The organism is Streptomyces sp. NC-S4 (genome assembly GCF_054353315.1).
In genome coordinates, this window is sequence record NZ_CM135937.1 from 1,023,407 (window position 1) to 1,047,520 (window position 24,114).

The following is a 24,114-nucleotide window of genomic DNA, read 5'->3' on the forward strand; positions in this document are numbered from 1 at the left end:
ACCGCCGAACCGGCGCGGTCCCGGTGGGCCGGCCGGCGGACGTTCGGCCTGCTGCGCGGCGCCGCCAACCGCCCGTGCCCGCACGGCGGCCGCCGAGGGCCGGTCACCCCGCGGGCGCCTGAGGGTGTCCCGGGCGGGGAGCGGTGACCGAGCCGGGGGTCACCAGGCCCGTCTCGTAGGCGAGGACCACGGCCTGGGCCCGGTCGCGCAGCGACAGCTTCGCGAAGATGCGCGCCACATGGGTCTTGACCGTGGCCTCGCTCAGCGTGAACTCGCGGGCCAGCTCGGCGTTGGAGAGCCCGTGGCCCATCAGGGTCAGCACCTCGCGCTCGCGCGGGGTCAGCGCGGCCAGTTCCTGCCGGGCGGCGACAGCCGCGGCGGGGTCCGCGGCGGCCGCGCCCGGGCCGCAGCGCTCCACCAGGCGGCGGGTGATCGACGGGGCGAGCAGCGCGTCGCCGGTGCCGACCAGCCGGACGGCGGCGGCGAGGTGCTCGGGGGTGACGTCCTTGAGCAGGAAGCCGCTGGCCCCGGCAGCGAGGGCGGCGTACACGTACTGGTCGAGGTCGAAGGTGGTCAGCATGATCACCCGGCAGTCCGGGGCTTCGGCGAGGATGCGCCGGGCGGCTTCCAGACCGTCCATGTTCGGCATCCGGATGTCGAGCAGCACGACGTCGGGGCGCAGTCGGCGCACCGCGGCGACGGCCTCCACGCCGTCGGCGGCCACGCCGACCACGTCGATCCCGCGGGCGGTCAGGATCAGCCGGAAGCCGGTGCGGACCAGGTCCTGGTCGTCGGCGATCACCACGCGCGGCGCGGGCGCGGCAGGCACCTCCGGCGTGGTCACGGCCGCTCCAGCGGAAGCCGGGCGCGCACCCGGTAGCCGCCGCCGAGGCGACGGCGGGCGTCGAGGTCGCCGCCGTAGACGGCGACGCGCTCGCGCAGGCCGAGCAGTCCGCGGCCGGTGCCCCCGGCCTTCGGCCGGTCCCGGCCCCCGGCGGGCGCCGGGGCGGGCTCGTCCCCCGTCAGCACGCTGGGTCCGCGGCCCAGCACCTCCACCCGCAGCGCGCGCTCCTGGTACCGCACCGTCACCTCGGTCCTGCCTCCGTCCCCGTGTTTGAGCGCGTTCGTCAGCGCCTCCTGGATGATCCGGTACGCCGTGACGTCGATCCCGGCCGGAAGCGGTCGCGGCTCCCCGGAGATCCGTACCTCCACCGGCAGACCGGCGAAGGCGAACCGGTCGATCAGCGGGCCGAGCCGGGCGAGGCTCGGCTGCGGCGCCAACCGGCCGGCGTCCGGGGCCTCGTACGGTTCGTCGCCGCCGTCCTGGGCGGGCGCGAGCAGGCCCAGCAGGTGCCGCAGTTCGGTCATCGTGTTCCGCCCGGCCCGCTCCACGGCGCCCATCGCCGCCGCGGCTTCCTCGGGCAGGGTGGCGAGCACCTCGCGGGCGGCCCCGGCCTGGACCACCATCAGGCTCACGTTGTGGCTGACGATGTCGTGGAGCTCCGCGGCGATCCTGGCCCGTTCGGCGTCGACGGCGCTGCGGGCGGCGCCCTCGCGCTCCCGCTCCAGCAGCCAGCCGCGCTCCTCGAGCGCCCGGCGGTGGCCGCGCCGCGCGCGCAGCAGGGCCACGCCGAGCGCGCCCGCCACGGCCGCGCACACGCAGGCCGCGACCGCGGCGATGACCGTCCCCACCTCGAACTCCCCCACCCCGTAAGCCTGGACGCCATTGTGCCGGACGGCCCGCGTACATCCCCGGGATGACCCGGGCGGACGGTTACATCCGGGGGCCGACGCCGGGCCCGCAGGCTCCGCCCTAGGTTCGGGCCATGACAACTGATCATGACGCTGCGCGGCAGGTCGTCGTACGGCTGGACGATGTGCACAAGGAGTACGGCGACACGAAGGCCCTGGACGGTCTGTCGCTGGAGATCCGGGCCGGGGACGCGGTGGCCGTGATGGGCCCGTCCGGCTGCGGCAAGTCCACGCTGCTCAACATGGTGGCCGGGCTCGACCGGCCGACCTCGGGCACCGTCGAGGTACGGGGTCAGGACCTCGGCGCGCTGAACGAGACCGGGCTGGCGCTCTTCCGGCGCCGGCACATCGGGATGATCTTCCAGTTCTTCAACCTGATCGACGACCTGCCGGTCCTGGACAACGTGGCGCTGGCCGCCCAGCTGACGGGCGCCCCGGCCCGGCAGGCGCGCCGCCGGGCCCTGGAGCTCCTCGACGAGCTCGGTGTGGCCGACCGCCGCAACAACTATCCGGCGACGCTCAGCGGCGGTGAGCGCCAACGGGTCGCCGTGGCACGTGCCCTGATGAACCGTCCGGCGCTGCTGCTGGCGGACGAGCCGACCGGCGCCCTGGACAGCCGCTCGGGCGAGCAGGTGATGGACCTGCTGATCGACCTCAACCAGATCGGCCAGACCCTGCTGATCGTCACGCACGACCCGCAGTTGGCCACCCGGTGCGCGAGCCGTCTGGTCGAGGTCGCCGACGGCCGGGTCGCCCGGCAGAGCGCGCTGGAGGCGACCGCGTGAGCGCCGTGTGGCGGGCCTCTCGCGCGGCGGTGCGCCGCCGCAGGCTCCAGACGTTCGTCATCGGACTCGTCGTGCTCTGCTCGACCACGACCGTGCTGCTCGCGCTGGGGCTGCTCGACGCCGCCTCCAGCCCCTTCGACAGGGCTTACGCCTCCCAGCGCGGCCCGCACACCGTCGCGACCTTCGATACGGCGAAGGCGTCGCCGGAGCAGCTCGCGCGGACCGCCGACCGGCCCGGGGTGGCGGCCGCGGCCGGGCCGTTCGAGCAGGCCGTCCTGGACGTTCCCGCAGGCTGGCTGTGGATGGCCGGCGGCTCCCTCACGGTGGTGGGGCGGGCCGACCCGGCGGGTCCGGTGGACCGGATCGAGCTCCTGGAGGGCCACTGGGCGACCGCGCCCGGAGAGATCGTCGTCGGCTGGTACTCGACCGGCTCGCCCGGACCCCGGCTCCTGGGGACCAGGCTGGAGGTCCCCGGTTCCGCTCCGCTGACCGTCGTCGGGTTCGCGGCCGCCGTGAGCAGGTCGGCGGGCGCCTGGGTCTCGCCCGAGCAGATGACCGCGCTGCGTCCGTCCGCCGCGCAGATGCTCTACCGCTTCACGCACTCCTCGACGGACGCGGAGCTGGCCGCCGCCCTGGCCGGGGCGACCGCCGGACTGCCCGAGGGTGCGGTGACCGGCACGCAGACCCATCTCGCACTGCAGCAGGCCTTCTCGGCACTGGCCGACGCCTACCTCCCCTTCATGACGCTGTTCGGTGTGCTCGGCCTCCTGGTGTCCGCCCTGATCGTCGGGAACGTCGTCAGCGGGGCGGTGGTGTCCGGGTACCGGCACATCGGTGTGCTCAAGGCACTGGGCTTCACCCCGAACCAGGTCGTCACCGTGTACCTGACGATGACGGCCGTGCCCGCGGTCGTCGGCACCGTCCTCGGCACCCTGCTCGGCAACGCGCTGGCCGTGCCCGTCCTTCGGGTCGCCTTCTCCGGCGTCGAGACGGGCCGGGCCGCCGTCGGTGACGTCGGTGCGTGGGTGTCCGTGGTCTGCCTGCTCGGCATGCCCGCCCTCGTCCTGCTCACCGCCCTGGTTCCCGCGCTGCGGGCGCACCGGCTGCCGGCGGCCCGGGCCATCAGCGCGGGCGGCGCCCCGCGGACCGGGCGCGGCCTGCGCGTGCAGCGCCTGCTCGGCGGCACCCGGCTGCCGCGCCCGGTCAGCCTGGGCCTGGGCCAGCCGTTCGCCCGGCCCGGCCGCACCCTGATGACGATGGCGGCCATCGTCCTCGGGGTCACCACGGTGACCCTGGCGACCGGGCTGACCAGCACGATGCTCGCGTTCGGCGAGGCCGGTCGGGGCGGCGGCGGTGCCCGGATCCACGTGGAGGCGGGCGGGCCGCTCAACAACCGGCCCGCTCCCGTGCTCGGTGACGGCCCGACCGAGGAACGGCTGAGGTCCCTGCCCGGTGCGACGGGGGTACGGGCCCGCGGGCTGGCCCTGGTGAGCCTGGCCGGGCAGGTCCGGCCCGTCTTCGCCAACTTCTACCGTGGGGACGACCCCGCGGCCGCGGGCCGGATCGCCCGGGGCCGCCAGGCGCGGGCGGCCGGCGAGATCACGGCCGGGCCCGCCTTCCTGACCCAGAACGGGCTGGAGGTCGGCGACCGGGTCACCCTGGCGCTGAACGGCAGGCAGGTGGCGGCGACCGTCGTGGGTGAGCTCGTGGAGGGCAACGCGCGTGCCCTGGACGCCACCTGGCAGACCTTCCGCGAGCTGTCACCGCAGGCCGGCGCCGCCGAGTACGAGGTGCGCCTCGCGGCGGGGGCCGACGCCGCGGGGTACGTGGAGGCGGCCCGGGCGATCGATCCCGGCCTGCGCGTGTCGGTGCTGGACGACCGGAACGCCGGCACCGTCACCGTCGTCGCCTTCTCGTCGGCGTTCACCGTCCTGCTGAGTGTCGTGGCGGCGCTCGGCGTCTTCAACACGGTCCTCCTGGGCGTCCGGGAGCGCCGCCGGGACCTCGGCATGCTCAAGTCGATCGGGATGACCCCGCGGCAGGTCGTGGCGATGACCATGACCTCGGTGGCGGGCGTGGGCGCGGTCGGCGGGCTGCTCGGCGTCCCGCTCGGGATGATCGCGCACCGGCTGGTCGTGGACCACGTCGCGGTGGTCGCCTTCCCGGAGTCGATGAAGGACGTCTGGGACGCCCCGCTGCTTGCCGGACTGCTGCTGGCGGGGGTCGCGATCGCCGTCCTCGGCGCGCTGGTCCCGGCCCGGTCGGCGGCCCGGATGACGATCGCGTCCGCCCTGCACACCGAATAGGGCCGCGCTCCGGGCGGGGTCGCCCGAACTCCCGGTGAACTCCCGCCGACGCCCCGCCCCGGCCCGTCCCGGGTGAATTCGTCACCTCCCCGGGCCGGGGGTCGTTAGGGCCTGGGGGTTGACTCGGGGGCGAAGGGATGACGGAATGCGGCAGTTTCCTCTGGAGATGCACCACATGGCACCCGGCCGGGTGGTCGAGTGGCGGCTCAGGTCCGCGGCGGCGGAGGCCGCCGACACGGGTGACCCGGTGGGCAGGAAGGCGTCCTTCAACCAGGACAAGCACTTCACCGTCGCCGAGGAGAGCAGGGCCGCAGACGACCCGGTCGCGTCCTGGGTCGCGGTGACCTTCGAAGTGACCGGGCGGCTCGACGAGCAGGCCCTGGCGCAGTCCCTGCTCTCCTTCGTGCAGCGGCACGAGGTCCTGCGCTGTGCGTTCCGCCGCCTGGCGGGCGAGGTGGCCTGCGAGCCGTTCGACCCCGCCGGACTGGCCCTCGAACCCCGGCAGGTGGGCGCGTTCGAGACCTCCGATCTGCTGCGCGAGTTCCTCGTCGAGCGGTTCAAGCGGAGCATCGACACCCTCTCCTGGCCGCTGTTCGTCATGGGTGCGGTGGTGCGCGAGGACTCCGCGACGGTCTACCTCGCCTTCGACCACATCGTCTGCGACGGCATGTCGATGCCGATCGTGGCCCGCGAGGTGTCCACCGGCTACGAGGCCCTGTGCCGCGGCGAGAGCCCCGAACTGCCGCCCGCCCCCAGCTACCTCGACTTCGCCGAGGAGCAGCGCCGCCGCTACCTGTCCTTCGACACCAGCGACGAACGCCTTGACTACTGGAAGGCGTTCATGGGGAAGGCCGGCGAGTTCTTCCCGCGCTTCCCCCTCGACCTCGGTGTCGAGCCGGGCCGGATGTACCCGATCGTCAACGAGGCCTCCACCCTCCTGGACGCCGCCGAGGCCGAGGTGTTCGAGAAGACCTGTCTGGCGGCCGACGGCAAGCCGTTCATGGGGATGCTCGCGTCGGTCGCGGTCTGCCTGCGCGAGGCGGGCGGTCCGGGCGTCTACCGCGGCTTCATGCCGGTCAGTGAGCGCGGCCGGGACACCTGGGCGCATTCGGTGGGCTGGTTCGTCAACACCCTGCCCATCGAGTTCGACGCCTCGCCCGGCCGGGACTTCGCCCAGGTCATGGCCTCCGTCCGGGCCGGCTTCGGCGAGATGATGAGCCATCTCGACGTGCCGTTCGTCCGGGCCTGGCAGCTGCTGGCGCCCGAGGAGTTCGCCGCCCGCTCCTGGCCGTACCCGGTGAACTTCTTCTCGTACATCGACATGCGCAAGTGCCCGGGGGCCGAGCGCCACGACGAGTGGCGTCCCACCACCCACGTGTGGTCGGCGAGGGCCAACGGGGCCTGTTCGTGGTTCCAGCGGGACCGGGACGGGATGCACATGAACTCGATCTACGTCGACACCCCGGCGGCCCGCCGGACCATGGGCGACTTCCAGGCGGCGCTGCGCCTGACCGTCCAGGAGATCGCCCGGTCCGGCGGGTTCCGCCGCCCGATCGCGCTGACCACTCCGCGGCGGCCGCTGCACACCCCGCTGGACGCGGCCGCGTTCGCCCGCCGCGGCTGAACCGCGGCCCGGGCGTCACTGCGGCCGGGCCGCCGCCCGCGGCCCGGCCGACGAGGTGCTCCGCAGCACGGAGATCCCGACGGCGAAGGCCCAGTAGCCGCGCCGCTCAGAGGCGGGCCGCGCGGTCCAGCAGCAGGGTGCGTTCCCGCGCGTTGCGCGTGAGGGAGGCGGCCCGCTCGAACTCCGCGCGGGCCTCCCCGGTCCGGCCCAGCCGCTCCAGCAGGTCTCCCCGTACGCTCGGCAGCAAGTGGTAGGCGCGCAGGGCCGGTTCCCGGGCCAGGGCGTCGACCAGGGCAGGGCCGCCTCCGGCCCCTCGGCCATCGAGACGGCCACCGCCCGGTTGAGTTCCACGACCGGGGACGGGACGAGCTGGACGAGCCGCCCGTACAGGGTGGCGATCCTCGGCCAGTCCGTGTCCTCGTAGCGGACCGCCGCCGCGTGGCAGCCGGCGATCGCGGCCTGGACGGAGTACGGGCCGTTCCCCGCCCGGCCCAGGGCCCGGGCGCCCCGGTGGATGAGCATGCGGTTCCACCGGGCCCGGTTCTGGTCGGCGAGCAGCACCGGTTCCCCGTCGGGCCCGGTGCGGGTGGCGATGCGGGAGGCCTGGAACTCCAGCAGGGCGGCCAGTCCGTGCGCCTCGGGCTCCTCGGGCATCAGGGCGGCCAGTACGCGGGCCAGGCGCAGGGCGTCCTCGCACAGGGCGGGGCGGACGAGGTCGTCCCCGGCGGTGGCCGCGTACCCCTCGTTGAAGACGAGGTAGATGACCTCCAGCACCGAGGAGAGCCGGGCTTCGCGATCGGCGCCGTACGGGACCTCGAAGGGCACTCCCGCCTTGGCCAGGGCCCGCTTCGCGCGGACGATGCGCTGGGCGACGGTGGCCTCGGAGGTGAGGAACGCGCGGGCGATCTCCTGGGTGGTCAGCCCTCCCATCAGGCGCAGGGTGAGCGCGATCCGGGCCTCGGTGGCGAGGACGGGGTGGCAGGAGGTGAAGATCAGGCGGAGCAGGTCGTCGTCGATGTCCTCGGGGTCGGCCGGTTCGGCGGGCGGTGGCACGTCCTCCAGACTCCGGCCGACCTCCGCGAGCTTGCGCGCGTAGGTCTCCTTGCGGCGGACGAGGTCGATCGCGCGGTGTTTGGCGGTGGTCATGAGCCAGGCGCCCGGGCGGTCCGGGACACCCGACCGCGGCCACTGCTCCAGCGCCGCGACGAGGGCGTCCTGGGCGATCTCCTCGGCGATGCCGACGTCCCGCACGACCCGGGCGACACCGGCGATGATCCTCGCGGACTCGATCCTGAACACCGCTTCGACCGCCTGGGCCGCGCTCACTGCCGTCACGGCCACCCATCAGAGCAGCCGTGACGGGGCAGGGCAAACGCGGCGCGGGCGCGCCGGGATCACATCTCCTGGATCTCCCGGACCTCGGCGCTCACCTTCCATTCCACCGGGTGGATCTCGAGGAACCGCCGGGTCCACTCGATGGCCTCGGCCTTGTCCTTGCACTGGGTGAGGGAGTAGCCGCCGACGACCTCCTTGGTCTCGGTGAAGGGGCCGTCGGTGTAGCTGATCTTCCCTCCGGACCAGCTGAGGCGGGTCCCCGCGGAGGTCGGGAGCAGGCCGGCGGTGTCGAGCATGACCCCGGCCTTGGTGATCTCCTCCAGCAGCGCGCCCATGCGCTGCTCGAACTCGGGCGGGAACTCGTCGCTGGGCAGGTCCTGCTCGTCGATGCGGATCATCGTCAGGAAGCGCGGCATGGTGACTCCTCGGTCGGGAGGGCGGGGACTCTCCCCGCCTCTCACCCCTGCGTCGAACGGGAGACGCCCGCATCGACAGCCTCCGGGAAATTCTTCGAAGATTTTTCCGGGGCGGCCACCCCGGTCCCCCGTCCGGCCGACGCCCCGGAACACCGGGCGGTCGGACGGGATGTCGCGGCCGGATCGCGCAGAGCCCGCCCACGCACGGCTACTCGCGAGTAGGATCGCGGCCCCGGACACCTTCGAGAGGATCCCCCGATGCCCCGCGTCTCCTCCCCCCACCTGCTGGCCGGCCTCCTGGCCACGATGGCGGTCGCCCACGCGGCCGTGCCCGGAAAGTTCGACGCGATCATCCCCCGTTCGCTGCCGGGCAGCCCCCGCGCGTGGACGTACGGGAGCGGGGTGGCCGAACTCGCCCTCGCGGCCGGGGTCGCCCATCCGCGCACCCGCCGGGTGGCCGCGCTCGCCACGGCGGCGTTCTTCGTCGGCGTGTTCCCGGCGAACGTGAAGATGGCCGCCGACGCGCGCCACGCCTCCCCCGCCGTCCGGGCCGTGACGCTGGGCCGGCTGCCACTGCAGGCGCCCCTGGTCCTCTGGGCCCGCAAGGTGAGCCGGGACGCCTGAGGCCGGACCCCCGGGCCGGGGCCCTGCCGCCGGCCGGGTCCCTGCCGTCAGCGGCTGTCTCCCGTCCAGTCCCAGTGGCCCGGGTCGCCCTCGCGGCGGCGGTAGTGGGCACGTCCGCCCGCTCCGTAGCGCCCTATCTCCGTGGGGAGCCCGGCCTCTTCGGCGAGCTGCGGCGCACTCCAGCCGGTGACGTCCAGGAGGAGCCCGTCGAGCGGCCCGCCGACCAGCTCGCCGTAGGTGTGTCCGGATCGCGGTCCGGGGTCGGGGTCCTCGTGGTCGGCGCCGTAGACCCGGCGCCGGAGCATCCTGTCGTCCATACCGCTCAGCTTCACAGCCGCCACTGACAACGGCCCGGGCGGCCGCGGTCCGGCGCGGCGGCGATGATGGGGGCCGCCCTCCCGATCCGGGGAGGCGCACGAGCGAGGAGCGACACGCATGGCACGTCGGGTGCACCAGCCACTGGAGGACGAGGAGTTCGACTTCATCCTCTCGATGACGACCGGGCCCGTTCTCGCGTACTTCTGCGGCTCCTGGCCCAAGGCCGTCGAGGCGTGCCGCGCGATGGACGCCGTGGTCGGGGAGCTGACCGAGGAGTACGGGACGCGCTTCACCGCCGTCCGCACCGACATGACCCGCTGCCCCGGGCCGACCAGGCGCTACGGGGTGACGGGCGCGCCGACCGCCGTGCTCATCGAGGACGGCGAGGCGGTCGCGAGCCAGGCGGGGCCGATGACGCGCGAGGAGTTCCGGGCGTTCCTGGACGCCCACCTCTGAGAATTTCCCGGCTTCCCGGGTTCCCGGGTTCCCGGGTTCCCGGGTCAGAGCAGGGCGACGGCGCGGCGTTCCAGGGCGAGGGAGCCGTCGACCAGTCCGGCGAACTCGTCGAAGAGGGCGCGCCGCCCCGGGGCGGCGGTGTCCGGGCTGGCCGCGCGCGCCAGTTCCGCGAGCCGGGACCAGTTGACGGCCGATTCGCGGAACAGAGCGGCCGCCTCCGGCCGTCCGGCGAGGTCGCGGAGAGCTTCTCCATCCCGGAGAAGCCGAAGTTGACGTCGAACCTGTTGCCCAGCACCGGGCCGGCGAGACGGGCCGCGGTGGCGGCCACGGCCCCGTCCACATCCGGTGCGCCGGCGGCGGGGCCGGTGGGTACGAGCATCCGGTGGCGACCCTTGCGGTGGCCGGTCCAGGCCTCGCCGAACTCCTGCTCTGCGATCCGGTACGCGGCCGGGGCTCCGTCCTCGACGTACAGGCTGTCGCCTTCGTACCCGGCGAGGACCACGGTGTACGGATCGGCTCCGGCCATCTCGTCCGGGGTGCCGCCGTGCCAGGGGAGCCGGGACCGGTCGACGGTGCAGAACACCGGCCGGCCGGCGTCGAGTGCCGCGCGCACGCGGTCCCAGCGGGGCCGCGCACTCCGGGTGACCTCGTAGGGGACGCGGAGCCGGTCGAGCGCGGCTTCCACCCAGGGGTCGGGGTGGGCCTGCGCGACGATCGTCAGCAGGGGCGGGTGTCCGGCGTACTCGAAGACGAAGTACATGAAGCCGATCCCGCCCGCGAGGCCCGCGACCAGTTCCTCCTCGTGCACGCTGCCGAGCGCGTGCCGGACGAGTGAGCTCTCCCGGTGCCGTCCGGTGCCGAAGTCCTCGTAGAGGAGTCCGCCGGGCTTCGGCCGGGGTGCCTGCTCGGTCATCGGACCAGCGTAGCGACGAGGTCCGACAGCCGGACTTCCTGTACAGTTGTCCAGGAAATACCGGCCGGTAGGCCGGCCCGTACCGACATCGACCCCGAGAAGTGGAGGCGGCCATGCACGCGGTCGCATCGGTCCTGATCGGCCTCGTGGCCGCACTGCACGCGTACTTCATGGTCCTGGAGATGTTCCTGTGGCAGCGGCCCCCGGGCCGCGCACTGTCCGGCTTCGACGCGGACACCGCCCGCCTCACGGCACCGCTCGCCGCCAACCAGGGCCTGTACAACGGCTTCCTCGCCGCCGGACTGGTCTGGTCGCTCGTGATCGACTCGCTCGCCACCCAGATCTTCTTCCTCGTCTGCGTGATCGTCGCCGGGATCTACGGGGCCGCGACCGCCAACCGCCGGATCCTCGTGGCCCAGGCCCTGCCCGGCGCCCTCGCCCTCGGCGCGGCGCTGCTGGCCTCGTGAGTCCCGAGGACCCGCGTACGGCCCGGACGAAGGGGCGGCTGCGGACAAGCCTGCTGGCCGAGTGCGCGGACCGGCCGCTCGCCGAGGTGAGCGTCTCGGCGGTGGTCCGCCGGGCCGGCGTCGGCCGCGCCACCTTCTACCTGCACTACGAGGACCTCACCGCGCTCGCCGTGGACGCGTGCGCGGACGTGGTGCACGCGGCGGTCGACGCCCTGCACGCCTGGCAGACCGGCCCGTCGCCGCTGCCCCCGGCCCGGCCGCCCGCCGCGCTGGCCGGATTCCTGGCGGAGGCCGCCGACCGGGCGCCGCTCTACCGGACCCTGCTCCTCCCGGGCGGCGGCGGCCCGCTCGGCAGACGGCTGCACCGGGAGCTGCGCGCCCGGGCCCGGGCGGAACGGGCGGCGGTGGGCGCCCCCCACCCCGAGCTGGTCGCGTCGGCGGTCGCGGCCGCGTTCACCGGCGTCCTCGCGGACTGGCTGCACGAGGACATCCGGGCGGATCCCGAGACCCTGGCGGACCACCTGTGGCGGCTGCTCCTGGCCCTCCACCGCGCGATCGGGCCCGACGGCGGGCCGGAGGCGGCCCGGACCCGGTAGCGGGGCGGCCCGCAGCGCGCGAAGCCCCGCCGGGCCGGCCGGCGGGGCTTCGCTTCACGGGCGCGGCCCGGGAAGTGGACTAGCTGAGGGGAACCACCTGTTCGGCCTGCGGTCCCTTGGGGCCCTGGGTGACGGAGTACTCGACGCGCGCGTTCTCCTCCAGCGACTTGAACCCGGTGGTCGCGATCGCGGAGAAGTGCACGAACACATCGGGGCCGCCGTCGTCCTGCTGGATGAAGCCGAACCCCTTCTCCGAGTTGAACCACTTCACGATGCCTGTTGCCATCTGGCTGATCCTTCACAACGTTCCACTGCGGGCCGCACGCGCGGCCGTCTCGATCCTGCCCAAGGGTCCCGCGGAGCACACGCTGAACGCGGCCAACCGGGGCGTGCCGCACATTCGAACTTCCGGTCGCCTTGTCCGTGGAAAGAGTGAACGGCTCTGCAGAACGGCTCTGCCCGAAACCGTTCAGGCGCCGCTGTCCGCGGCGGGCAGCGCCTCGGCGGACCGCTGCCGAGGAGCCGCCACGAGGGCCCGCCGAGGCCCGCTGACGCGGCAGCCGAGGCAGTCGGCATGCCCCGTACGGGCGCCGGTGTCCCGGGTGCGCCAGTCCCAGTCGGCCTCCGGCCGGGGCCCGCTCGGCTTGCCCCACCCGGCGAGGTGCAGCAGCCAGGTGACGATCCCGGCCGCGGCGACGACGCCGAGGCCGATCCAGATCCCGGGAATCCAGGCCGCGCACACGGCGCCGCCCGCTCCCGCGAAGCCCAGCAGGGCCAGGGTGGTCCCGGTCCAGCCGGCCACCGTGTGGCCGAGGTCTACGTGGCCGTGCGCGCTCATGGTTCTCCCTGGTCGGACCGACAGCAGTACGCTCGGAAGCGGGAAGCTTATTTCGCGAGGTAAGCATCTCACTTGCTAAGTAACTTAGAGACTAAGGAGTATTTGGGTGCAGGGCAAGACCCGCCCCCCGGCCACGGCCGGCGAGGCGATTGCGCGCATGGACCAGTACGTCGCCCTGGGCATCGTCGGCCAGCAGGAGGTGGCGCAGCTCCTCGGGCTCAACGTCACCGATCTGACCTGCCTGGGGCACATCCTGGGTGCCGGGGACGCCCCGCTCGCCGCCGGCGACCTCGCCGGACTGCTGGACCTCACCACCGGAGCCGTCACCGGGGTGCTCAACCGCCTCGAACGCGCCGGATACGCGCGGCGCGTCCCCGACCCGGCCGACCGGCGCCGGGTCCGGGTGGTGGCCGACCCCGCGGCCGCCGCGCGGGTCATCGCCGTGTACCAGCCGATGTACGACCGGCTGGCCACCCTCTTCGCCGACTACACCCCCGACGAGATCGCCGTGATCGCCGACTGGTTCGGCCGCGCGGCGGTCGAGATCCGCGCGCACTGCGCGCAGGTGCGGTCCGGGGAACTGACCGCCGGGGAGGCATAGGCCCCGCTGGTACCATGGGCGGTTGACCATCTACTTCTTTCTCCCCCGCTTTCTCTCTGCTTCGAAAGGTCCTGCATGAGGAACCCGTCAGCTCATGGGCGCTTCGGTGTGAAGGGCGGTGCCAAGGCCGGTGCCCGTACCCCCGCCAAGGCCCCCCGGACCCTCGGCCCGCAGGGTGAGTTCACGATGCACGCGCCGAAGGAGCCGGCGCTGGCGCCGGTGGCGTCCTTCGCCGAGCTCGACCTCCCCCTTGAGCTGGTGGAGACCATGGCCTCGCTGGCCGTGACGGAGCCGTTCCCGATCCAGGCCGCGACGCTCCCGAACGCGCTGGCCGGCCGGGACGTACTCGGCCGCGGCCGGACCGGCTCGGGCAAGACCCTCGCCTTCGGCCTGGCACTGCTGGCGCGCACGGCGGGGCAGCGGGCCGAACCGAAGCGCCCGCTGGCGCTGGTCCTCGTACCGACGCGTGAACTGGCGCAGCAGGTGACCGAGGCACTGGAGCCGTACGCCGCGGCCCTGAAGCTGCGCATGGCCACCGTGGTCGGCGGACTGTCCATCGGCCGCCAGGTGAGTTCCCTGCGCGCCGGCGCCGAGGTGGTCGTGGCCACCCCCGGGCGGCTCAGCGACCTGGTGGGGCGGCGGGACGTACATCTGGAGCGCGTGAGGATCACCGTGCTCGACGAGGCGGACCAGATGTGCGACATGGGCTTCATGCCGCAGGTCACCGAGATCCTGGACCAGGTGCACCACGCGGGACAGCGGATGCTGTTCTCGGCGACCCTGGACCGCAATGTCGACCAGCTCGTCCGGACGTACCTGAAGGACCCGGTCTCGCACTCCGTCGACCCGCAGGCGGGCGCGGTGTCCACGATGGACCACCACGTGCTGCACATCCACGCGGCCGACAAGGTCTCGGCGGCGACCGAGATCGCGGCCCGGGACAACCGGGTGCTGATGTTCCTCGACACCAAGCACGGGGTCGACCAGTTCGTGAAGCACCTGAGGGCCATGGGCGTGCGGGCGGAGGGCCTGCACAGCGGCAAGTCGCAGCCGCAGCGCACCCGGACCCTGGCGCAGTTCAAGAGCGGCGCCGTCACCGTCCTGGTCGCGACGAACGTCGCGGCGCGCGGCATCCACATCGACGACCTCGACCTCGTGGTCAACGTCGACCCGCCCGCCGACCACAAGGACTACCTGCACCGGGGCGGCCGCACCGCGCGGGCCGGCGAGTCCGGCCGGGTCGTCACCCTCGTCACCCCGAACCAGCGCCGGGACATGGTCCGCCTGCTCTCCGACGCACGGATCCGGCCGACGATCACGCAGGTGCGCTCCGGTGAGGCGGCACTGACCCGCATCACCGGCGCCAAGGCCCCCTCCGGGGTCCCGCTGGCGGGCTCCGCGCCGACCGACGCCAAGGGCAGGCCCTCGGGCTCGGAGCTGGCGTTCCGCGGCATGGGCACCCGCCCGGGCCGGGGCAAGGAGTCCCGTAAGACGATCGAGGCCCGCCAGCAGGCCGAGGCCCGCCGCGCGGCCCGGGTACGCCGGGGCGTCTGACACGCGTGGGGCCGGCGTCGCATCCCCGGACCGGATCCGGTCCGGGGATGCGACGCCGGCCCTTTCGCTGTCGGGCTCCGCGCTGTCGGGCCTGGGCTACCGGGCCCTGCGGCGGCGATTGCGCGCCACGATCGCGCGGGTGACCACGGGGGGAAGCAGGTCCTTGGCCAGCTTGCGCCAGCGGACGGGGGGCTTGCGCACGGCGGCGGGGGCGGGGACCGGCGCCGGTTCCACGCGCGGCGCGGGCGCGGGGTGCAGCGGCTGCGGGGCCTTGGGCGCGACCACGCCCTGGTCCCCGATGCGTATCAGGGGGCGGCCGTCGATCATCTCCACGCCGTGCCAGAGGTCGCTGCGCTCCTTCAGCCAGGTGAGCATCGCCGCCTGGTGGGGTTCCGGGTCGCCCCAGGTCGCGTAGAGCTTCAGGCCCGAGATGCAGATGGGGTGCAGGTCACCCGTGACCACCGAGCTCCACACGGCGGCCGCGACGCCGGGGGTGTGCTCGGAGCGGTAGTCGTCGAAGACCACCACGGCTTCCGGGGCCGCGACGAGCCGCGAGGACGCGATGTCCGTGGCGACGTGCTCGTAGAGGTGCGAGGCGTCGATGTGCACGAACCGGCAGCTCGCCGGCTTGACCTCCTCGGCGACGACCGAGGTGGGGGCCTGGATCACGGTCGGCAGCGCCTCGTGGAAGGCCAGGTAGTTCGTCTCGAAGCCGCGCCGCGTGAGCGTGGGGTAGGACTCCCGGTTCTCGGCGATGTTGAAGTCGTCCGTCGCGGGCATGTCGAAGAGGTCGCAGACGGTGAATTCCTCACCGGGCTGGAGGTACCGGCCGAGATACACCGCGCTCTTCCCCATGAAGGCACCGAGCTCCAGCAGGTCGCCCGGCTGCCCCCCGCTGCTGTTCTGGCGCGTCAGGAACCAGTCGAAGAGCACCTGGTCGAGCTCCGAGAACCAGCCTTTTACCTCGTCGTACGTGGTGGGGACGAGCGGAGCAGGCTCACCGTCGGTGGTCGTGACGGAAGCTTGTGAAACGTGCGACACGGAGAGTCATCCTCCAGCGAAGTGGCATCGGTCTTCACGCTGATACCCGGCCGGGTAACGGCACCCTAAGCCCTGGACGGACGTGTGACGAGATGTAATCGGGATTGGCCTGTTATTTTCGGCGCCCGTTTCGTGCGGTGTACTCGGCCCTCGGTCCGGCGGCGCGGCCGCCCGCTGCCGGACGCCGCGGCGAGCCGCGCGGCGGACCGGGGCTCGTGGCGCCGGCGCCCGGACGCCGGCGCGACGGCGTGTCCATGCCGGAAGCGGATCCCGACACTCGTCGGGCAGCAGCTCCGGCGGTTCGTCCGGTGGCCGAAAACCGGAGCGCCGGGAGAGCGGGCCGCTGCGGTGCGGCGGCCGGACGGCCGGGTGTCCAGAGTGTCGAATCCGGCGCCGTGCGAGTGCAGTTCGAGCGCTTCGAGGTGCGCCGAGCCGCTCGCGGATCCACCGCACGGCCTCCTCCGGGGGCCGTACCGGAACCGGAGGCCGCCCCCTCCGGTTCAACGTCCGGCGCTGCTCCGCCAGTCGGCGCGCAGCGGCGGGCCTGGCCGGCCGCACGATGGAGCCCGTGGCCCGGGCGAGTTCCCGGTACCGGTCGCCGCCGTGCGTCGATCGCGGCGAGACGTCTACCGGAACACACCGGCGGCTGCGAAGATCATTTGGCGTGATCGCGACGGGCCGTCACCTGAGCAGCTTCCCGTCGGACTCGTCGTCCTCGTCGTCCTCGTCGGCCGCCCGGTAGTGGTACGCGTCCGCCCACGAGTCGTCGTCCCACCAGTCGTCGTCCGGGCAGTCGTCCGGGGCGTCCTCCTCCATGACACCGCGCCACAACCGGTCGTCCTCGGCGCTCCGGCGGATGCACAGCCGCCGCGGCTCGTCCAGCGAGGCGAGAGCCGGATGGAGCTCCGCGCGGACCCGGTCCCCCAGCGGGTCCTCGCACGCCGTGCGCGCGCGGACCGCCCTGCCCGCGCCCCCGGCGGACGCGAGCGCCGCGAGGCACCCGGCGGCCACCACGGCGGCGGCCCAGCCCCGGACCCCGTGCGGGCGGACCATCAGCAGCAACACGCCCACCACGCACCAGAAACCCGCCAGCAGGAGGATGCCCGTACAGCCGCAGCAGCCGAGCAGGCAGCCGGGCTCCTTCGGATCCCGCGGGATCCGGGGGATCGGGGGCAACAGGGCGTTCCGTTCCCTCCGGTACGCGTCGCGCCGGATCTGGTACTCGGTGTCGTACCGGTCGATCCAGCCGATCGACACCGGCTCGGGATCGTACCGGCGTACGGCTTCCAGCAAGGCGGCAGGCAGCGGGTGGGCCGGCGGCGTCCGGCCGCGCCCGCGGCCCTCCTCGGTCAGCCGGGCCGCCCCGGTCCCGTCGATCTCGAGGTACCCGGCGAGCAGCAGTTCGGCGGCCGCCGCCTCGACCTCCTCGGACTTCAACGCGGCTGCGTGGTAAGGCTCCAGGTCCAGCGCGGCGACCAGCGCGAGGATCCCCCGCCGCGTCCGGGCCCGGTGCCACCACCGCAGCCCGATGACCGCGTACACGGCGGCGGCCACGGTGAACGCGGATACGGCGAGGACGGGGTGGAGCACGCCCCGAGGCTACGTGCACCGCCCCCGGGGCGGACACGCGTTTTTCCGGCACACCGCGCGCACCGCCGGGCACGGCGGGCACCGTGACCGGGTCAGACCGGCTCGTCGACCAACCCGAAGCCTTCGGGGAACTCCCGCAGGAAGGCGCGGCGTGCGGGATCGCCCTCTTCCTCGGCCATCCGCCCGAGCAGGTCGGTGAACTCGCCGCGCTGGTCGTCCGGGAGCCGGCTCAGCAGATGGCCCACCCACTCCAGCATCCTGACGGCGTCGTCCTGATCCACCTGGTCGTCCTCGCAGCCCTCGATGAACCGGAGGACATCGGCCAGGGCTTCCGCGAGAGCACGGGTCAGCGACGGGTACACGGACATGGATACGGCCTCCCAACAGGCGAACTGCACAGTGCGGCCATCTGAGCACACCCCACCGACAACACCCCCGACGCCGGTCGGCCCGGATGCGGGTGCTCGACCGGGGTCCGGTCGGCGCCCCGCCGGGTCAGACCGCGGTGCCGCGGCGAAGGCGCTCGGCGGCCGCGTTGCGGACGCGGCGGGTGCGGGCGTCGGTGGCCAGCAGGGTCAGGGCCTCGTACGAGGTCAGCAGGCGCACGGCGGTGCGCTGGCACCAGTCGGAGGCGGCCGCGAGCTCCTCGGCGGACCAGGGCTCGCCGCGGGTGACGGCCTCAATGAGGTTCCACTCCCGCAGCCGTCGCTCGGGGAAGGCCCGGCCGGCGAGGGCGCCGGCGATGGCCCGGGACCAGGCGGGGAACTCCTCGGCGGCGAGCAGCTGTACGGCACGCCGGTCGAGGTGGGTGACCACCGCGCTCTCGGCCATCACCCGGTCGGGATCGCGCAGCACCTCGGCGACGACCTCCGCCTCGGCCTGCGCGCCCGGGCCCGGCGCCGCGGCCAGGGACTCCAGGTGGCGGACGTAGCGCCAGTGCTCGCGGGGCGCGTCGGTGTCGGGGCCGGGCCCGCTCACCGGGTCCCGCGCCGGTATGCCCGAGGCGGGTCGCTGCTGGTCGTTTCCACTCCGCATGGCCCCCATTCCACACGATCTCCACGTGCGGTCGGCGGTCAGGGTGCGGTCAGGTCCTGTTCAGCGGTGCGGAGCCAGCATCAGGGCCTCCGCGCCGACGGGTCGGTAGCCCGCCGCCTGGAAGGCCCGGATGCTGCGCGCGTTCCCGGTGGCCTGCTGGGACCAGACCGGCTGCCCGCCGGGGACGAGGTGGCGGGCGGCGCGGGCCAGTTCCCGGCCGAGTCCGCGGTGGCGCACGCCCTCGTCGACCTCGATCGCCGCCTCCCAGCGGCCCGCGACGCCGCGGCCGAGGACGAGCACTCCCCCGGCCGCCGACCAGACCCGTACGTCGTGCCGGCGGCGCAGGGCCCGGCGGACGCGGGGGTGGTCGGGGTCGGTCGTCTCCACGAGGTCCAGTGCCGGTGCGCCGGGCAGCGGGCCGGCGACGGTGAGCAGGTCGATCGTGTCGGTGCCGCGTCCCGTGCGGTCGAGGAGCGCGGCCAGGAAGCGGGGGTTCATGGTGGCCGCAAGAGCGTCGCAGTCGAGGGCGGCGAGCGTGGCGTGCACCCAGTCCGGGTCCTCGTCGGTGAAGACCACGGAGTGTGCGGTGAAGGCGATGACGCCCGCGTCGCGCCGGTGTTCCTGCGGGACCACGGTCGTGCGGCCGTCGGGCGGCGGGAACCGCCCCTCGGCCGCCGCGTCCAGGATCTCCGTCAGCGTAAGTCCCACGGCCGTCAGACCTGCTCGAAGTGGAAGGACTTGATGAAGCAGTCGCGGGGCTGGCCGATCGCGAAGAAGATGCAGTCCACCAGCGACTGCGAGGTGAGCGGGTCCTCGGCCGTGCGCGGCGCGCCCTCCCAGGACTCCGACAGCGGGTCGTGGTTGTCGAAGTCCGGCGGGTAGAGGGAGATGACGCGGACGCCCTGGTCGCGCAGCCTGCGGGAGAGGATCTCGGTGAAGCCCGCCTGGGCGCTCTTGGCGGCGTAGAAGGCCGCGTGGGCGTCGGAGCGGTGGTGGCCGGCGTCCCCGCAGCCGGAGACCATGGTGACGATGTCCGGCTTGGCCGACTCCAGGAGCAGCGGGAGGAAGGCCTTGGTGGCCAGGACGGTGCCGGTGGCGCCGGAGGCGAGGGTGTCGGTCACGTCCTCGTCGGAGGCGGACAGCAGGTCCGTGCCGTGCTGGTAGCGGGAGCCGTTGTTGACGAGCACGTCGACGTGGTCGGTGCGGGCGGCGACCGCGGCGGCGAACTCCCTTACGGACGCGGGGTCGGTGAGGTCGCAGGCGTAGGCGTGGACGCGGTCCGCCGCGTGGCCCTGGGCGCGGATCTCCTCGCGGACGCGTTCGGCGGCTTCGAGGGTGCGGGCGGAGAGGTGGACCTCGGCGCCCCGGCTCGCGAAACGGAGGGCGAGGGTACGCCCGAAGTCGCGGCCCGCGGCGGTGATGACGACGCGGTGCTGTTCCAGTGCCATGTCTGCTGCCATGTCTGCGCTCCTGATTCGTGGTCTGTACACATGATCTCAGGTGCGGTGAACGGCCGTTCGGGGCGACCGGGGCGCGGAGGGCGCGGGCGCGGACGCGTACGGCTCTCCGCGCCACGCCTCAGCCCTCGCCCGCCTCCTGGTCCGCCTCCGGCAGCGGAGCCCCGGTCTCCAGCAGGGTCTTGAGGCTGGACGCGAGCATCGGCCAGGCCCGTCCGCACATGCCGATCAGCGTGCCGCCGGGTTCGAAGTCCTCGTGCAGGATGGTCAGCCGCGCGAGGGTGTCGCCGACGGGCTCGATCTCGTACGTCACCTTCGTGCGGCGCTCCTTCGCCAGTTCGGCCCGCAGTTCCTCGCCGATCCCGACCGAGGCCGCCCACTGCGGGGTGAAGGTGTGCCAGGTGTAGGAGAGCAGGCGGTCCGGGACGCAGCCGAGGACCACCTGCTCGGGGTCGCTGGTACGGGCCCCCCGCTCGACCCAGTCCATCGGCGAGCCCACCGCCCAGTCGGTCTCGAAGCTCAGGCCCCAGTACCGGCGGGTGAAGGCGGGCTCGGTGAGGGCCTGCCAGACCCTGGCGGGATCGGCCTGGATGTACAGGGTGTAGGTGATCGCGCTGTCGCTCATGGCCCCATGCTGCGGGACCGCGGACCGCGGACGCCGGATTTCCCGATCATGGCGGCCGCCGCGGTCACTCCACGTGCAGGGCGAGCCCGCACACCCCTGGGCCGGGGAGTTCCGTGGGCGGGGTGCGGACGGGGTCGGGGAGGCCGAGGCGGGCGCGGGCGGCGTGGACCGCCGCCAGCTCGTCGTCGCCCGCCCGCCCCCAGTCGTTCAGTTCGCGGACCTGTTCGGGGGTGGCCAGCAGGCGGGCGTACGCCGGGTCCGTGTCCGCAGCCGCCGCGAGGCCGGTGAGGCGGGCCGTGGTGCGCACGTGGGCGCCCTGCTCGCCGTGCCGGTAGCCGAGCGGGGCGGCGTCCTCGGTGGATCCGGCCGTCGGGGGCGGGAGGTGGGCGGCGCCGGTGGCCCGGGAGACCAGCAGCAGGACCCGGCCGTCGGGGGCGAACAGCCAGGCGGACCGGTCCCGTACGGGCAGCCGCTGCGGGACCGGGCCCGGGTGCCAGGCACCGTGCTGCGGGATCCGCCGGGTGCGCAGGACCCCGAGCCGGTCGAGGGCGGTCGGCGCGGTGGGGCGGCCGTCCTCCAGCAGGGCGGTGCCGGAACCGTTGACGCGGGCGCGCAGGGCGGACAGCGCGCGGCGGGCGTCGCCGGGGTCCATCAGGGCGGGCAGGTCGGCCGGTTCGGCGAAGTGGATGCCGGTGATCTCCTGGGCCGGGAGGCGAACGGCCCCGATCCGCTCGGGGGTCCAGGTGCCGCCGTCGTAGACGTGCAGGATCTCGCCGGGGAAGCGCATCTCGGGCGGGAAGCCGGGGGTGTCCGCCGGAATCCAGTCGACGGCGAGGCCTCGCGGGTAGCGGCCGTCGACGCCGAGTTCCTCGCGCAGCTCGCGGGCGGCCGCCGCGGACGGCGCCTCGCCGGCGTCCACGGCCCCGCCGGGGAGCAGCCGGTCGGCGCGGTAGTCGACGCTCTGGACGAGGATCCGGCCGCGGGTGTCGGTGACGAGGACGACGGCCGCGGTCCACACGGCGGCCCGCGAAGCCCCGTACTCCGCCGGGGTCATCCAGGTCCCCGTCCGCTCCCGCTCGTGTTCGTCGATCGCGCCCTGGTCGGTCAGCTGCGGCATCGGACTCCGTTCACCGTGGGTGGACCTGCCGGCCTGTGCAACACCGGGCGCGGCTCCCGGGTTACGGCGCACCGCCCGCCCGCCCCGACACCGCACGCCTTTGCCACTCCTATACCTCCTTATTACTTGGTTATGTACTCCCTGGTACGTTCCGGATGCGGACCGGCAGCGTGAAAGCCGCCGGTCCGACCAGCCTTCACGCCCCGACCGGACCGCACGGACCCAGGAGAGACCCACACATGCGACGCGCCTCCCCCACGGGCACCGGCACTCCCGCGGAACCCGGCAGGAGGTGGAGCCCACCGGCGGTCGCCGGTGCGGCCGCGGGCGCCGCGGTCGTCGGCTTCGGCGGGCTGTACGCCGCCGGGCTGCTCCTGGCCGGCGAGGAGGTCGCCGCGGGAACGAAGGTGCGCGGGGTCTCCCTAGGCCGTCTCTTTCGGATCTTGCCGGGCCCGCGACGCCCGGCACCGCACCCGGCCGCGTTGTCGGGGCGCCCGAGTACGTCCAGTACACGGTGCGCACCTCCGCCTTGCCGGGTACGGCACCGGACGCCGCGGGCTCGGCCGACAAGATCCGAAAGAGACGACCTAGGCGGCATGACCCGGGACGGGGCCCGGCAGACCCTGGACCGCGCGCCCGGCCCGGCCGCCGCGGCCCCGGTGGCACTGCGGGTCGGCGAGCGCGCCGGAAGCGGCCCGGAGTGCGAGCCCCGGACCCCGCTGGAGGGCTTCGACGTGGCCGTCGACCGCGTGTTCGTACAGGGCGGCAAGGAGGTCCGACGGGAGACCATGAAGACCCGTTGCACCCCGCGCGACCACGTGACGTGCGGCGCGTGACCGGCACCCGCGCGGGGGCGGCGGCCCCGGCCGGGGGGTCCGGCGGCCGACTGGCCGCGGTCGACGCCGTCCGCGGACTGGCCGTCCTCGGCATGTTCGCCGTGCACGTCGGTCCCAGCCCGGAGCCGGAGGGCGCCGGTTACCTCCTCGTCGCGGCCGACGGGCGCGCCCCGGCCCTCTTCACCCTGCTCGCCGGCTTCTCCCTGGTCCTCGCCCAGCGCGGGCAGGACCCGGCGCAGCGCCCACGCGGCTGGGCACGCCGCTGGCGGCCCCTGCTGATCCGCTGCGCGCTGCTGGCCGTACTCGGCGTGTGGCTGGCCTCGTTGTGGCCCGGGATCCTGGTCATCCTGGCCTTCTTCGCCGTGTACTTCCTGGCGGCCGAGCCCTTCACCCGGCTGTCCACCCCGGTGCTCACCGCCGTGGCGGCCGTCTCGGTGGTGGCGGGCCCGCTGCTGTCGTTCCTGCTGGGCCCGGTGTTCGGGTACGGGGCGTCGGGGCGCGGGCTGGTCCCGGAGGCCGCCGATCTGGCCGGTTGGTCCGGGCTGGGCGCGGTGCTGCTGGAACTGCTGCTCACCGGGGCGTATCCGCTGGCCACCTACTTCCCGTACGTGCTGGCCGGGATGGCGCTCGCCCGGCTGTGCGACGTGCGGGAGCGGCCGGTGGCCCGGCGGATGGCGGTGTGGGGCACGGTGGCCGCCCTCGCCGGATACGGCTCCGCGTGGCTCGCGAACCACGTGTTCGGTGCCCGGCAGCGGCTGCTGGAGGCGATCGCCGTCCACCATCCGGAGGCCCTGGCCGCGGCCGATCCCGTACGGGAGGTGCTGCAGGGGCAGTACGGCGCCGTGCCCAGCACCTCCTGGGACTGGCTGCTGGTGGCCGATCCCTACAGCCAGACCCCGCTCGAGACCCTGGGCAACGCGGGGGTGGGCTGCGCCCTCATCGGCCTGTGCGCGCTCGCCGCGCGGCACGGGGTGGGCGCGCGCATGCTCCGGCCGCTCACGGTGCTCGGGGCGATGGCGCTGAGCGCGTACGTCGTCCACGCGCTGGTGCTGGCCGGGCCTGCGCACGGCGCGGCGTCCTGGTCCGCCTGGCTGGCCTTCAGCGGCGCGGCCCTGGCGCTGACCTGGGCCTGGCAGCTGATCTGGGCCGAAAGCCCACTGCGCCGCGGCCCGGTGGAGCACGTGCTCCGGCTGGCCGCCTCGGGGCGCGGCCGGACCTGAGCGCGCCGTCACCCGTCCGCGTGATGGGGTTCGGCTCGCGCGGCACCGGTACGGCAGGGTGGGCGGATGCAGCTGCGTCCCGCCCTGCCCCTGACCCTTGCCGCACTCGTGCTGACCACCGGGTGCGTGACGGTTCGTCCCGCCGCTCCGCCGGACGTGCCGCGGCCGGCGGCGCCCGCGCAGGCCCGCACGCAGGAAGGGCAACCGACGCCCCTCGCCCTGCCGTTGGGCCCGCTCCCGACGTCGCCCGAACCCGAACCCGAGCCCGCCGCGCCCGCACCACCCGCACCGCCCGTCCCTCCCGCACGGCCCGTGGTCCCGGAGGCCGCACCGGTACCGGCCGCGGCCGAGCGGCCGCGCCGCCCGCGCCGGGTCGACGCGAAGCCCCCGCGCCCCCGGCGGCCCGCCGAGAGGGTGAAGCCCGCGGCCCCGGCGAAGCCCCGCAGGCGACCGCCGGCCGTGGCCGAGCACCGGCCGGCGCCGCGGCGTCCGTACGACATGGCCTCCTTGTGCGATGCAGCCGAGGGCGTCGTGCATCCGTCCATCGTCGCCCTCTGCCGCTGAAGGCGTGAGCGTCCGCCGAACGGTCGGCGGCCGGACGGGCGGAC

Annotated in this window: 27 protein-coding genes and 1 pseudogene; 12 read left to right on the plus strand and 16 right to left on the minus strand. The window is 74.3% G+C overall.

Annotated features, from left to right (window positions below; translation table 11 throughout):
* Window positions 1-103 precede the first annotated feature (103 nt).
* On the minus strand, window positions 104-829 hold the full coding sequence (locus ACXNSR_RS04200) for a response regulator (protein WP_458643561.1): 726 nt from the start codon (window positions 827-829) through the stop codon (window positions 104-106).
* Window positions 830-840: 11 nt separating this feature from the next.
* Window positions 841-1,707, minus strand: coding sequence for a sensor histidine kinase (locus ACXNSR_RS04205; RefSeq protein ID WP_458640783.1), 867 nt, complete (start codon window positions 1,705-1,707; stop codon window positions 841-843).
* Window positions 1,708-1,826: 119 nt separating this feature from the next.
* On the opposite strand from ACXNSR_RS04205, the gene ACXNSR_RS04210 reads away from it, so the two are divergent.
* The 3 genes from ACXNSR_RS04210 (at window position 1,827) to ACXNSR_RS04220 (ending at window position 6,467) form a co-directional block, all read left to right on the plus strand.
* Window positions 1,827-2,537, plus strand: coding sequence for an ABC transporter ATP-binding protein (locus ACXNSR_RS04210; RefSeq protein ID WP_458640784.1), 711 nt, complete (start codon window positions 1,827-1,829; stop codon window positions 2,535-2,537).
* Window positions 2,534-4,843 (plus strand): ABC transporter permease, encoded by a 2,310-nt coding sequence (locus ACXNSR_RS04215; RefSeq protein ID WP_458640785.1) that lies wholly within the window; start codon window positions 2,534-2,536, stop codon window positions 4,841-4,843. Before ACXNSR_RS04210 ends, ACXNSR_RS04215 begins: the two co-directional genes overlap by 4 nt.
* Window positions 4,844-4,988: 145 nt before the next feature.
* Complete coding sequence (locus ACXNSR_RS04220) at window positions 4,989-6,467, plus strand: condensation domain-containing protein (protein ID WP_458640786.1); 1,479 nt, start codon at window positions 4,989-4,991, stop codon at window positions 6,465-6,467.
* Between the two features lie 106 nt (window positions 6,468-6,573).
* On the opposite strand, the pseudogene ACXNSR_RS04225 reads toward ACXNSR_RS04220, so the two are convergent.
* Window positions 6,574-7,793 (minus strand): annotated as a pseudogene (locus tag ACXNSR_RS04225) (RNA polymerase sigma factor).
* A 68-nt stretch (window positions 7,794-7,861) separates the two neighbouring features.
* Window positions 7,862-8,218: a YciI family protein gene (locus tag ACXNSR_RS04230; protein ID WP_189742561.1), complete on the minus strand. Its 357-nt coding sequence runs from the start codon at window positions 8,216-8,218 to the stop codon at window positions 7,862-7,864.
* A gap of 258 nt (window positions 8,219-8,476) precedes the next feature.
* Here ACXNSR_RS04230 and ACXNSR_RS04235 point away from each other — a divergent pair, with 258 nt between their 5' ends.
* The gene (locus ACXNSR_RS04235; protein ID WP_458640787.1) at window positions 8,477-8,842 is read left to right on the plus strand and encodes a DoxX family protein; all 366 of its coding nucleotides are present in this window, start codon (window positions 8,477-8,479) and stop codon (window positions 8,840-8,842) included.
* A gap of 47 nt (window positions 8,843-8,889) precedes the next feature.
* On the opposite strand, the gene ACXNSR_RS04240 is transcribed toward ACXNSR_RS04235, so the two are convergent.
* Window positions 8,890-9,159: a hypothetical protein gene (locus tag ACXNSR_RS04240; RefSeq protein ID WP_458640788.1), complete on the minus strand. Its 270-nt coding sequence runs from the start codon at window positions 9,157-9,159 to the stop codon at window positions 8,890-8,892.
* A gap of 118 nt (window positions 9,160-9,277) precedes the next feature.
* Here ACXNSR_RS04240 and ACXNSR_RS04245 point away from each other — a divergent pair, with 118 nt between their 5' ends.
* Window positions 9,278-9,616: a thioredoxin family protein gene (locus ACXNSR_RS04245; RefSeq protein WP_458640789.1), complete on the plus strand. Its 339-nt coding sequence runs from the start codon at window positions 9,278-9,280 to the stop codon at window positions 9,614-9,616.
* Here the strand turns inward: ACXNSR_RS04245 and ACXNSR_RS04250 are convergent.
* Complete coding sequence (locus ACXNSR_RS04250) at window positions 9,531-10,529, minus strand: BtrH N-terminal domain-containing protein (RefSeq protein ID WP_458640790.1); 999 nt, start codon at window positions 10,527-10,529, stop codon at window positions 9,531-9,533. The two genes, ACXNSR_RS04245 and ACXNSR_RS04250, sit on opposite strands and share 86 nt — an antisense overlap.
* Before the next feature lie 113 nt (window positions 10,530-10,642).
* Between ACXNSR_RS04250 and ACXNSR_RS04255 the strand changes: the two genes are divergently transcribed.
* Window positions 10,643-10,996, plus strand: coding sequence for a DUF1304 domain-containing protein (locus tag ACXNSR_RS04255; RefSeq protein WP_458640791.1), 354 nt, complete (start codon window positions 10,643-10,645; stop codon window positions 10,994-10,996).
* Entirely contained in the window at window positions 10,993-11,592 is a 600-nt protein-coding gene (locus tag ACXNSR_RS04260) for a TetR/AcrR family transcriptional regulator (RefSeq protein WP_458640792.1), read from the plus strand. Before ACXNSR_RS04255 ends, ACXNSR_RS04260 begins: the two co-directional genes overlap by 4 nt.
* A gap of 79 nt (window positions 11,593-11,671) precedes the next feature.
* Here ACXNSR_RS04260 and ACXNSR_RS04265 read toward each other — a convergent pair whose 3' ends face one another.
* Window positions 11,672-11,878: a cold-shock protein gene (locus ACXNSR_RS04265; protein WP_458640793.1), complete on the minus strand. Its 207-nt coding sequence runs from the start codon at window positions 11,876-11,878 to the stop codon at window positions 11,672-11,674.
* A gap of 183 nt (window positions 11,879-12,061) precedes the next feature.
* On the minus strand, window positions 12,062-12,430 hold the full coding sequence (locus tag ACXNSR_RS04270) for an HGxxPAAW family protein (protein ID WP_458640794.1): 369 nt from the start codon (window positions 12,428-12,430) through the stop codon (window positions 12,062-12,064).
* A 106-nt stretch (window positions 12,431-12,536) separates the two neighbouring features.
* Here ACXNSR_RS04270 and ACXNSR_RS04275 point away from each other — a divergent pair, with 106 nt between their 5' ends.
* Entirely contained in the window at window positions 12,537-13,031 is a 495-nt protein-coding gene (locus ACXNSR_RS04275; RefSeq protein WP_458640795.1) for a MarR family winged helix-turn-helix transcriptional regulator, read from the plus strand.
* 75 nt (window positions 13,032-13,106) lie between these two features.
* A complete protein-coding gene (locus ACXNSR_RS04280) occupies window positions 13,107-14,585 on the plus strand; it encodes a DEAD/DEAH box helicase (protein WP_458640796.1) in 1,479 nt (492 codons plus the stop codon).
* A 96-nt stretch (window positions 14,586-14,681) separates the two neighbouring features.
* Here the strand turns inward: ACXNSR_RS04280 and ACXNSR_RS04285 are convergent, their stop codons facing one another.
* The 8 genes from ACXNSR_RS04285 to ACXNSR_RS04320 all read right to left on the minus strand — a co-directional run bounded on the left by ACXNSR_RS04285 (window position 14,682) and on the right by ACXNSR_RS04320 (window position 21,450).
* Entirely contained in the window at window positions 14,682-15,626 is a 945-nt protein-coding gene (locus tag ACXNSR_RS04285) for a class I SAM-dependent methyltransferase (RefSeq protein ID WP_458640797.1), read from the minus strand.
* 681 nt (window positions 15,627-16,307) lie between these two features.
* The gene (locus ACXNSR_RS04290) at window positions 16,308-17,216 is read right to left on the minus strand and encodes a hypothetical protein (protein WP_458640798.1); all 909 of its coding nucleotides are present in this window, start codon (window positions 17,214-17,216) and stop codon (window positions 16,308-16,310) included.
* 92 nt (window positions 17,217-17,308) lie between these two features.
* On the minus strand, window positions 17,309-17,584 hold the full coding sequence (locus ACXNSR_RS04295; protein ID WP_458640799.1) for a hypothetical protein: 276 nt from the start codon (window positions 17,582-17,584) through the stop codon (window positions 17,309-17,311).
* Window positions 17,585-17,711: 127 nt separating this feature from the next.
* Window positions 17,712-18,251, minus strand: a complete 540-nt coding sequence (locus ACXNSR_RS04300) for a hypothetical protein (protein ID WP_458640800.1) — start codon at window positions 18,249-18,251, stop codon at window positions 17,712-17,714.
* Between the two features lie 60 nt (window positions 18,252-18,311).
* Window positions 18,312-18,959, minus strand: a complete 648-nt coding sequence (locus ACXNSR_RS04305; RefSeq protein WP_458640801.1) for a GNAT family protein — start codon at window positions 18,957-18,959, stop codon at window positions 18,312-18,314.
* A gap of 5 nt (window positions 18,960-18,964) precedes the next feature.
* Window positions 18,965-19,699, minus strand: coding sequence for an SDR family oxidoreductase (locus ACXNSR_RS04310; protein ID WP_458643562.1), 735 nt, complete (start codon window positions 19,697-19,699; stop codon window positions 18,965-18,967).
* A gap of 130 nt (window positions 19,700-19,829) precedes the next feature.
* Complete coding sequence (locus ACXNSR_RS04315) at window positions 19,830-20,333, minus strand: SRPBCC family protein (protein ID WP_458640802.1); 504 nt, start codon at window positions 20,331-20,333, stop codon at window positions 19,830-19,832.
* 64 nt (window positions 20,334-20,397) lie between these two features.
* Window positions 20,398-21,450, minus strand: a complete 1,053-nt coding sequence (locus ACXNSR_RS04320; protein ID WP_458640803.1) for an NUDIX domain-containing protein — start codon at window positions 21,448-21,450, stop codon at window positions 20,398-20,400.
* A 596-nt stretch (window positions 21,451-22,046) separates the two neighbouring features.
* On the opposite strand from ACXNSR_RS04320, the gene ACXNSR_RS04325 reads away from it, so the two are divergent.
* From ACXNSR_RS04325 to ACXNSR_RS04335, 3 genes are all read left to right on the plus strand, one after another.
* Window positions 22,047-22,286: a hypothetical protein gene (locus tag ACXNSR_RS04325; RefSeq protein ID WP_458640804.1), complete on the plus strand. Its 240-nt coding sequence runs from the start codon at window positions 22,047-22,049 to the stop codon at window positions 22,284-22,286.
* The gene (locus ACXNSR_RS04330; protein WP_458640805.1) at window positions 22,283-23,506 is read left to right on the plus strand and encodes a DUF418 domain-containing protein; all 1,224 of its coding nucleotides are present in this window, start codon (window positions 22,283-22,285) and stop codon (window positions 23,504-23,506) included. Before ACXNSR_RS04325 ends, ACXNSR_RS04330 begins: the two co-directional genes overlap by 4 nt.
* A gap of 66 nt (window positions 23,507-23,572) precedes the next feature.
* A complete protein-coding gene (locus tag ACXNSR_RS04335; protein WP_458640806.1) occupies window positions 23,573-24,070 on the plus strand; it encodes a hypothetical protein in 498 nt (165 codons plus the stop codon).
* Window positions 24,071-24,114: the final 44 nt, after the last annotated feature.

Bases quoted from the DNA above. Each gene is read 5' to 3' on its own strand.
- ACXNSR_RS04230 (WP_189742561.1), bottom strand. From the start codon at position 8,218: ATGCCGCGCTTCCTGACGATGATCCGCATCGACGAGCAGGACCTGCCC.
- ACXNSR_RS04300 (WP_458640800.1), bottom strand. From the start codon at position 18,251: ATGCGGAGTGGAAACGACCAGCAGCGACCCGCCTCGGGCATACCGGCG.
- ACXNSR_RS04265 (WP_458640793.1), bottom strand. From the start codon at position 11,878: ATGGCAACAGGCATCGTGAAGTGGTTCAACTCGGAGAAGGGGTTCGGC.
- ACXNSR_RS04250 (WP_458640790.1), bottom strand. From the start codon at position 10,529: ATGACCGAGCAGGCACCCCGGCCGAAGCCCGGCGGACTCCTCTACGAG.
- ACXNSR_RS04295 (WP_458640799.1), bottom strand. From the start codon at position 17,584: ATGTCCGTGTACCCGTCGCTGACCCGTGCTCTCGCGGAAGCCCTGGCC.
- ACXNSR_RS04320 (WP_458640803.1), bottom strand. From the start codon at position 21,450: ATGCCGCAGCTGACCGACCAGGGCGCGATCGACGAACACGAGCGGGAG.
- ACXNSR_RS04220 (WP_458640786.1), top strand. From the start codon at position 4,989: ATGCGGCAGTTTCCTCTGGAGATGCACCACATGGCACCCGGCCGGGTG.
- ACXNSR_RS04280 (WP_458640796.1), top strand. From the start codon at position 13,107: ATGAGGAACCCGTCAGCTCATGGGCGCTTCGGTGTGAAGGGCGGTGCC.
- ACXNSR_RS04245 (WP_458640789.1), top strand. From the start codon at position 9,278: ATGGCACGTCGGGTGCACCAGCCACTGGAGGACGAGGAGTTCGACTTC.
- ACXNSR_RS04210 (WP_458640784.1), top strand. From the start codon at position 1,827: ATGACAACTGATCATGACGCTGCGCGGCAGGTCGTCGTACGGCTGGAC.
- ACXNSR_RS04310 (WP_458643562.1), bottom strand. From the start codon at position 19,699: ATGGCACTGGAACAGCACCGCGTCGTCATCACCGCCGCGGGCCGCGAC.
- ACXNSR_RS04335 (WP_458640806.1), top strand. From the start codon at position 23,573: ATGCAGCTGCGTCCCGCCCTGCCCCTGACCCTTGCCGCACTCGTGCTG.
- ACXNSR_RS04315 (WP_458640802.1), bottom strand. From the start codon at position 20,333: ATGAGCGACAGCGCGATCACCTACACCCTGTACATCCAGGCCGATCCC.
- ACXNSR_RS04325 (WP_458640804.1), top strand. From the start codon at position 22,047: ATGACCCGGGACGGGGCCCGGCAGACCCTGGACCGCGCGCCCGGCCCG.
- ACXNSR_RS04270 (WP_458640794.1), bottom strand. From the start codon at position 12,430: ATGAGCGCGCACGGCCACGTAGACCTCGGCCACACGGTGGCCGGCTGG.
- ACXNSR_RS04240 (WP_458640788.1), bottom strand. From the start codon at position 9,159: ATGGACGACAGGATGCTCCGGCGCCGGGTCTACGGCGCCGACCACGAG.
- ACXNSR_RS04255 (WP_458640791.1), top strand. From the start codon at position 10,643: ATGCACGCGGTCGCATCGGTCCTGATCGGCCTCGTGGCCGCACTGCAC.
- ACXNSR_RS04235 (WP_458640787.1), top strand. From the start codon at position 8,477: ATGCCCCGCGTCTCCTCCCCCCACCTGCTGGCCGGCCTCCTGGCCACG.